General features: G+C 61.2%; 11 protein-coding genes. 3 read left to right on the forward strand and 8 right to left on the reverse strand.

Annotation, left to right across the window (positions count from 1 at the left end; all coding sequences use genetic code 11):
• From ACEW8G_RS14940 to ACEW8G_RS14950, 3 genes are all read left to right on the forward strand, one after another.
• On the forward strand, positions 1-600 hold a 600-nt coding region (locus ACEW8G_RS14940), incomplete at its 5' end, for an RcnB family protein (RefSeq protein WP_373489191.1).
• 109 nt (positions 601-709) lie between these two features.
• On the forward strand, positions 710-1390 hold the full coding sequence (locus ACEW8G_RS14945) for a 2OG-Fe(II) oxygenase (protein ID WP_373489192.1): 681 nt from the start codon (positions 710-712) through the stop codon (positions 1388-1390).
• A 183-nt stretch (positions 1391-1573) separates the two neighbouring features.
• A complete protein-coding gene (locus ACEW8G_RS14950) occupies positions 1574-2077 on the forward strand; it encodes a cytochrome c family protein (RefSeq protein WP_373489200.1) in 504 nt (167 codons plus the stop codon).
• A gap of 115 nt (positions 2078-2192) precedes the next feature.
• Here ACEW8G_RS14950 and ACEW8G_RS14955 read toward each other — a convergent pair whose 3' ends face one another.
• From ACEW8G_RS14955 to ACEW8G_RS14990, 8 genes are all read right to left on the reverse strand, one after another.
• Positions 2193-2744: a F0F1 ATP synthase subunit B gene (locus ACEW8G_RS14955; RefSeq protein WP_373489193.1), complete on the reverse strand. Its 552-nt coding sequence runs from the start codon at positions 2742-2744 to the stop codon at positions 2193-2195.
• The gene (locus tag ACEW8G_RS14960; protein WP_373489194.1) at positions 2737-3231 is read right to left on the reverse strand and encodes an ATPase; all 495 of its coding nucleotides are present in this window, start codon (positions 3229-3231) and stop codon (positions 2737-2739) included. Before ACEW8G_RS14960 ends, ACEW8G_RS14955 begins: the two co-directional genes overlap by 8 nt.
• Positions 3232-3311: 80 nt before the next feature.
• Positions 3312-3539: a F0F1 ATP synthase subunit C gene (locus ACEW8G_RS14965; RefSeq protein ID WP_023839593.1), complete on the reverse strand. Its 228-nt coding sequence runs from the start codon at positions 3537-3539 to the stop codon at positions 3312-3314.
• A 56-nt stretch (positions 3540-3595) separates the two neighbouring features.
• Positions 3596-4381 (reverse strand): F0F1 ATP synthase subunit A, encoded by a 786-nt coding sequence (locus tag ACEW8G_RS14970; RefSeq protein WP_373489195.1) that lies wholly within the window; start codon positions 4379-4381, stop codon positions 3596-3598.
• Positions 4382-4397: 16 nt separating this feature from the next.
• Positions 4398-4757, reverse strand: coding sequence for an AtpZ/AtpI family protein (locus ACEW8G_RS14975; RefSeq protein WP_373489196.1), 360 nt, complete (start codon positions 4755-4757; stop codon positions 4398-4400).
• A 205-nt stretch (positions 4758-4962) separates the two neighbouring features.
• Entirely contained in the window at positions 4963-5355 is a 393-nt protein-coding gene (locus ACEW8G_RS14980; protein ID WP_373489197.1) for a YdbL family protein, read from the reverse strand.
• Positions 5355-5606, reverse strand: coding sequence for a YnbE family lipoprotein (locus ACEW8G_RS14985; RefSeq protein WP_373489198.1), 252 nt, complete (start codon positions 5604-5606; stop codon positions 5355-5357). Before ACEW8G_RS14985 ends, ACEW8G_RS14980 begins: the two co-directional genes overlap by 1 nt.
• A partial coding sequence (locus ACEW8G_RS14990; RefSeq protein ID WP_373489199.1) for a YdbH domain-containing protein occupies positions 5603-7150 on the reverse strand: 1548 nt, incomplete at its 5' end. The genes ACEW8G_RS14990 and ACEW8G_RS14985, both read right to left, overlap by 4 nt.

Raw genomic sequence — 7150 nt, forward strand, 5'->3', positions numbered from 1 at the left:
GACCGGCAGGACTTCCGTCAGGATCGCCGGGCTGACCGGCAGGACTTCCGGCAGGATCGTCGTGGGGACCGTCAGGACTTTCGCCAGGGCGATGTGACCCGGCCCGAGTTTCGTGCCGAACGTCGCAATGACCGGCAGGACTTCCGTCAGGATCGCCGGGCTGACCGGCAGGACTTCCGGCAGGACCGGCGCCTTGATCGCCGCGATTTTCGGCAGGATCGGCGCTTCGACAACCGCGATTTCCGCAATGATCGTCGCTTTGACAATCGCGGCTTCCGCGCGGACAACCGCAACTGGAATCGTGGCTGGCGCAATGACAGGCGGTTCGACTGGTATGGCTATCGCAACCAGAACCGCAACTTCTTCCGCGCCGGACGTTATTTCGCACCGGTGCGCGGCTGGAACTATCGGCGCTTCAATGTCGGCTTTGTCATCGGCGCGCCGTTCTTCGCCAGAAATTTCTGGATCAACGATCCCTGGTCTTACCGCCTGCCTCCCGCCTACGGCCAGTTCCGCTGGATACGCTATTATGGCGATGTGGTGCTGGTGGATATCTACACCGGACGGGTTGTCGATGTGATCCACGACTTCTTCTGGTAAGCCTCAATACTCACTGCAACGGCCCGCTTCGGATAATCCGGGCGGGCCGTTTTGCGTGACGTGCACTGTGGCTTGACTCGCCGGTGCCAGTTCGCACATCGCTTAGCCCATGCTTGCAGACTTTTTCCATCGCCGCACGCTGGCCCGGTTCGGGCGAACGGTCGGTGCGCGGCTCGATTCGCACCCCCGCGTCCAGCGCATAGACCTGCCCGATATCAGCGTGCCGATGCAGGTTTATGTCTATCAGGACTTTCTATCAAAGGCCGAATGCCGCGGCCTGATCGCGATGATCAACGCTGACGCAGTGCCATCGGAGCTTTACCGCTCCGCGAAGCAGGAGGAAGACGGCTTTCGTACCAGCTTCAGCTGCAATCTCGATCGCTGGGACCCCAATGTGCTGCACATTGATGACCGGATCTGCAAGCTGATGGGCATCAATCCGCGCCATGGCGAAACCCTTCAGGGGCAGCGCTACAAGGTGGGCCAGCAGTTCAAGCCGCATCAGGACTATTTCCACGATACCGAACCCTATTGGCCGCGCGAACGCAAAGCGGGCGGGCAGCGCAGCTGGACCGCGATGGCCTTTCTCAATGAACCTAAGAGCGGCGGTGAAACCGAGTTCCCAAGCCTGCGCTTCAAGATGTTGCCGCGCACCGGCATGCTGCTGATCTGGAACAACATGGGCCCCGATGGCAGACCCAATCCGCACACCCTGCACAGCGGCAATCCGGTGACATCGGGCACCAAATACATCATCACCAAATGGTACAGGCGCGGCCACTGGATCTGATCTAAAATGCCAAGAGCATATATACGATAGTGCGGAGCCAGACGGCAGCACGTTTGGAACCGCCTGCGTTGTAATTCATTCAGGAAAATGTCGGCGACGTCTTTTCAATCCGGCAGGAAGGGCTATATACCAAAGCGCTATCCGGCGCGCACTCGCCGAGCAAGAGGAGAGTTCATGTCCAGAATGAGTATATTGCGCTATACCGGCGTCATTGCCGGCGTCGCCCTGTTGGCCGCCTGTGGTGGTGGCAACGAAACCCCGGCGGCTGATTCAGATGCAACTGCTGCTGCCGATGCTCCTGCAGCCACCCCCAGCCCGGCAGTCGCCGAAGCCCCGGCAGCCGACAATGTCGACACGCTGGACGGCACCAAATTTGCTGATTTCACCGGCAACGCTGCTGAAGGCGAGAAAGTCTTCATCCAGTGCAAGACCTGCCACGTCAAGGAAGCGGGCCAGAACCGCATCGGTCCGTCGCTCGCCGGCATCGTCGGTCGCGCAGCCGGCTCGGTTGAGGGCTTCCAGTATTCGCCGGCCAATGCCAACAGCGGCATCACCTGGTCCCCGGAAAAGCTGTTCCAGTATCTTGAGAAGCCCGCACGCATCGTGCCGGGCACCAAGATGGTGTTTGCAGGCCTGCCCGACGCGCAGAAGCGCGCTGACCTGATCGCCTATCTGCAGCAGCCCTGATTTTACGTCAGCGGCATCTGCCCAAACAAAAGGCCGTCCCTTGCGGGGCGGCCTTTTTTCATGGGCAGGATAAAAACTGGCGCATCCCGGCCAGAGCCGGACGCAAGATCCCGATTTAGTTGAGCCGGGTGCCCAGTTCAGCCACGGTGCGGTTGACCAGCGCCGTGTCGGCGTCTGCGTCGTGATTTTCCGCGATCAGTGCTGCGGCAGCGCCGGTCGCGGCGCGCGCCACCTTGTTGCGGATTTCGGCGACCGCCGCGCGCTCTGCGGCCGCGATCTTGTCGGTTGCCATCTTCTGGCGGCGCACGATCAAATTTTCCGCGTCGAGTCGCGCCTTGGCGAGTATCGCTTCGGCTTCTGCCTCGGCGCGGGCATGCATGTCGGCCGCTTCCTGCGTCGCTGCTGCCAGCTTGGTTTCATATTCGGCGCGCAGCTTTTCAGCGTCGGTGCGCAGCGCCTGCGCCTCGTCGAGTTCGGCCCTGATGCCGGCAATCTTCTTGTCGAGTGATGCGCCGATCGCAGCGGGCACCTTCTTGTACAGCACAATGCCGATCAGGATCAGCATCGCCACCGAAACAAAGAATGTCGCGTTGAGCAGATGCACACCGCCCACCGAAGGCTCGGCATATTCGCCTGCTTCTGATGCCAGAATGAAAAGATCAAGCATCGGCGAGCGCTCCCTTCACGGCCTGGCTGACCTTGTCCGGAGTCACGTTGGCGGATGTCAGCTTGGCAACAATGTCCTGCGTGGCTTCCACCGCAACCGCCTCGATTTCAGCGAGCGTTGCAGCCTGTTGCGCGGCGATCGCCGCTTCGGCCTCGGCAAGATGCGCGGCGATGCCGCCGTCGGCCTCCCGCACGCGCACTTCGGCTTCACGAACGCCCCTGGCCTTGGCTTCGGCCGTCACTGCCAAGGCAGCGTCGCGTGCCTTGGCCTGCGCGATGCGATAGTCTTCCTCGATCTCGTCGGCGCGGGTATGCGCGGCCTTGGCGGCAGCGATGTCACCGGCAACCTTGCCCCTGCGCAGATCAACCGTGCCCTGGATTTTCGGCAGCATCGACCGGCCAATGACAAAATAAATCAGCCCAAAGGTGATCACCAGCCAGAACAGCTGGGAACCATAAGTGGACATGATCTGGTCAATCTGGGGCATGGGTCTGCTATCCGTCGATCAGGGTTTGAGGCATTGGCTGGGCCGGAGCGGCACGATGTCGCACCGCCCCGGCCAGTCAATCAGGCAACGAAGATCAGGATCATCGCCACGACGAACGCCAGCAGACCGAGAAGTTCGGCAGCGGCGAAGCCGATGAACAGGCGGCCCTGCTGGCCATCGGCAGCCGCCGGATTGCGCAGCGCGCTTTCCAAGAACGAACCGAACACGTTACCCACACCGATGGCGGCCATGCCGGCACCGATTGCAGCGAGGCCGGCACCGACCAGTTTTGCAGCTTCTGCGTCCATTGTAATACTCCTTAGGAAACTTGGATTGAGTGAAAAGACAGTGCGAAGAGAGAGACTTAGTGAAGGTTCACCGCGTCGTTGATGTACAGCGAGGTGAGCAGCGCGAAGACATAGGCCTGGACAACCGCGACCAAAATTTCGAGCGCGCTGATGCCGACCATCAGGGTCAGGCTGGGCAGGCCAACCATCAGACCATAGCCAACGCCGGCGTTGGTCGAGTTGATCACAAAGCCCGCGAGCACCTTGAGCAGGATGTGCCCGGCGGTCATCGCGACGAACAGTCGCAGGCCAAGGCTGAACGGGCGGACCAGAAACGACAGCAGCTCGACGACGAAAATGAATGGGATCATCGGCAGCGGCGTGCCCTGCGGTACGAACAGCGAGAAAAAGTGCAGGCCATGACGGCCAAAGCCGACGATCAGCACGATCGAAAAGCTGACAATGGCCAGAATGCCGGTGATCGTCAGATGGCTGGTGACCGTGAAAGGATGTCCGCCGAATACGCCAATGGGCAGCAGGCCCAGGATGTTGGCAAACAGGATGAACATGAACAGCGAGAACACGTAAGGCGCATATTTGCGGCCTTCTGCGCCGATGTTGGCGATCATCATGTCATCGATAAAGCCGGTGAAGCTTTCGACCATCAGCTGCCAGCGGCCGGGCACGAGTTCGCGCTTCATGCCGCCCTGCATGAACACCCACAGGCTCACCAGCGTCAGCAGCATCCACAGCGCGCTGTTGGTAAAGGCGATACTTTGGCCCGCAATGTCAAAGCCGCCGCCGAACACCGGGGCGATCTCGAACTGGTGCATTGGGTCGATTTTGCCTGACTCGGCTGCCACAACTGACCTCTTCGTCTCAATCTTTATGCTCATCCGCCGGGCCTTGCTGATCTTTCAGCCCCGCCGAATATGCGTTCGTAACCCGGATGATATTCCTGAAGGCCACGATGATCCCCAGAACGAGGAACGTGATCAGGAGCCAGGGCGAAGTGCCAAGCCAGCGATCAAACAGCCAGCCGAACAGCAACCCGCCTGCAATCCCCCCCAGCAGATCCGCGAGCACCCGGTTGCCCAACCGATAATTGTTATCGACCGCGTCCGATTTGCCGCTCGCTGCGGCCTGCTCCTTCGCTGCGATGTCACGGAGCCGATCACCGATGCGATCAATCCGCTCGTCTTCACCAAAGGGGTCTTGCCCGGGTTCATCCGCCGCCACTTACGCTTTTCCTCGCTATCGCGCCTCAAGCAACGACATCCGAAAGCCACGCAAAAAAGCGGCGAGCGGACCCGCCAAGGCGCGGCCCGTTTAGAAAGGCAGGCTGGCCAAGTCAATGGCCATGCTGCGCTGCGCCATGGCGCATGAAAAAGCCCGGATTTCACGAAAAAATCCGGGCTCTCTCGATTTTGCTGTGAGCAGTGCGTCAGGGGCAGCGCGTGTCACGCACCGGAGCGCTGGCATCGCGAGTCCGCCACGTGCCATCGGGCGACTGGTATTTCTCGCCCGGCTTGGTGTTGGCGATGGTGTTACAGCCGGTGACAAACGCCATCTGCTGGACCGTCGCCTTCTTTTCCATCGCGGTCGCGGTGTAAAGCTCGCGACGCTGCTTGTTGATATCGCTGACCACGCGTTCGAGCATCGAATCGCCCGATCCGACGATCGCAACATAGCCATCGGGCAATTCGCCGATGGTGCCCGCGGCCTTGGCGCGCGCATAATCAGGATTGGGCGCGGCGAAGGCGGGGCCAGCGAACATCGATCCCGCGATCATCGGCAGCGCGGCCAGTGCCAGCAGGCCCTTGAATGTTGCACGCATCAGAAAATATCCTTGTTCTGTTCAATCAGCGCCTTGGCATCGCCATCGAGCCGGTAGACCACCTCTTGCTTGATGTTGATGTTCAGGTTGATCACAATGGGCTTGTCCGGGGCCGAAATGGTCACACAGGCTGAAGTCAGCAGTGGCAGCAGCAGCAGAACCGCCAGTCGCCTGTTGTCTTCCCCCAGCCTTGCCAACCGCTTCAGCCCCGCACGAACCCATGTGTTCGATAATGTCAGTGGTCGTGTCATCGCATGGTCTCGCTTTCTGCAGGCTGAATATCCGGTTCACGCACTCTGGGGGGCGGCGGCTCTGGATCCGGGCTGGCGGGGGCGGCAGGCGTCTGTCCCGGCAGGATGCCAAACAGCGCCGGATCGGTGATGAAATTGGTGTCATACAAAGAGCGCGTCGATGTCATCAGCTGCAGGAAAGGCGCGGTGATGGTTACGTTGAACTTGATCGGCAGCTTTTCGATCTGCCGCGTCAGGAAGTTGCGCGATGCCCCCGCACCCTGGCTGATGCCGTCGAACTGCACCTTGGTGATCATTTCGCCGTCAAGGTCGCCATCCATCTCGATCACCAGATTGGTGTAGGCGAGCGAACGCAGCGCCCGGAATGCGAAATTGGCCATCGCCCCCATGTCCTCATAGGTCAGCTCCCCCACATAGGCGAGCGTACCCCCGCCTTCATCGACATCCAGTCGCCCGCCCCGGATATGCCCGCCATCCTTATCGAACACGATGGGCAGTGCGCCTGAAAAATGGCCGGTCGCGTTAAAATTGTCGAATTCAAAACGCCGCAGGAACTCGGCGGCATCCACGCTGACCAGCCGAAACGTCAGCGCACGCGGCTGATCGGTGACCATGTCGATCGTGCCCGGATCGAGCCGCAACCTGCCTCCGGCAAATGGCCATTCCCCGCCCTCGATCGCCAGCCGGAAATCAGGCAGCAGCCGGTAGCGGATGATGCCGTCATAAGCAGCAACCCCGGTGTTGATTTCTGCCACATGCACGCTCTGGCCGGGCGCGCTGACCATGCCGAGCAAATCGGTAAATTCGATTTCGCCCGATAGGCCGGTGACCGGGCCGAAGGCGGCGGCAAAGTTGAGCGAATCGGTGCGGAACCGTCCGGTGCTGGCGGTGACCCCGCTGTCGTTCCAGTCGATCCGGCCTGTGCCCTTGATCTGACCGCGCGTATTGGCGACCATCCCCAGTACCAGATTGGAGAGCATTTCAGGGCGCACAGCCTCATCAAAGCGGATGCCATCGACGAACAGATCAGCCTGGCCATTCACCGTGGCCAGATCGTGCGCAATCGCCACCCGCACCACCTCGGCGCCGGTCTGCGGCTCGCGCAGGCGGCCGCTGGCGGTGATCCGGCCATCGGCCAGCGTCAACGCCATGTCGCGGCTGAGCAAAGGCTGAAACCGCCCCGGGACCGTCCGGTCACGCAGCAGCCACTCTTCCCCGGCTACGCTCAGCACCGAATCGGCATAGCTCCAGCTGCCGCTGCCCCGGGTGAGCAGCAGCGGCACCGGACCGATCATCGCCTCAGCATCGGCAAAGCGCCCTTGCAGAGCCTGCCCGAACACAACCGAGAAGTCAGCGGCGGTCAGATGCGTGGCAGAATCGGGATTGCCGATCACAACATCGAGCCCCTTGATATTCACCGTGCCGGGATAGGCGAAGGTCATGCCCGACGCAGCCAGCTTGAGCTGGCTTTGGCCGAGCCGCCCCTGCAGCCGCGAAGCCTGCGGCAAGGTCGCCGCAATGCGCAGCCCGCGCGCATCCTGCCG

Origin of the sequence: Blastomonas sp., from assembly GCF_041747255.1 — a bacterium.
Lineage (GTDB): Bacteria > Pseudomonadota > Alphaproteobacteria > Sphingomonadales > Sphingomonadaceae > Blastomonas.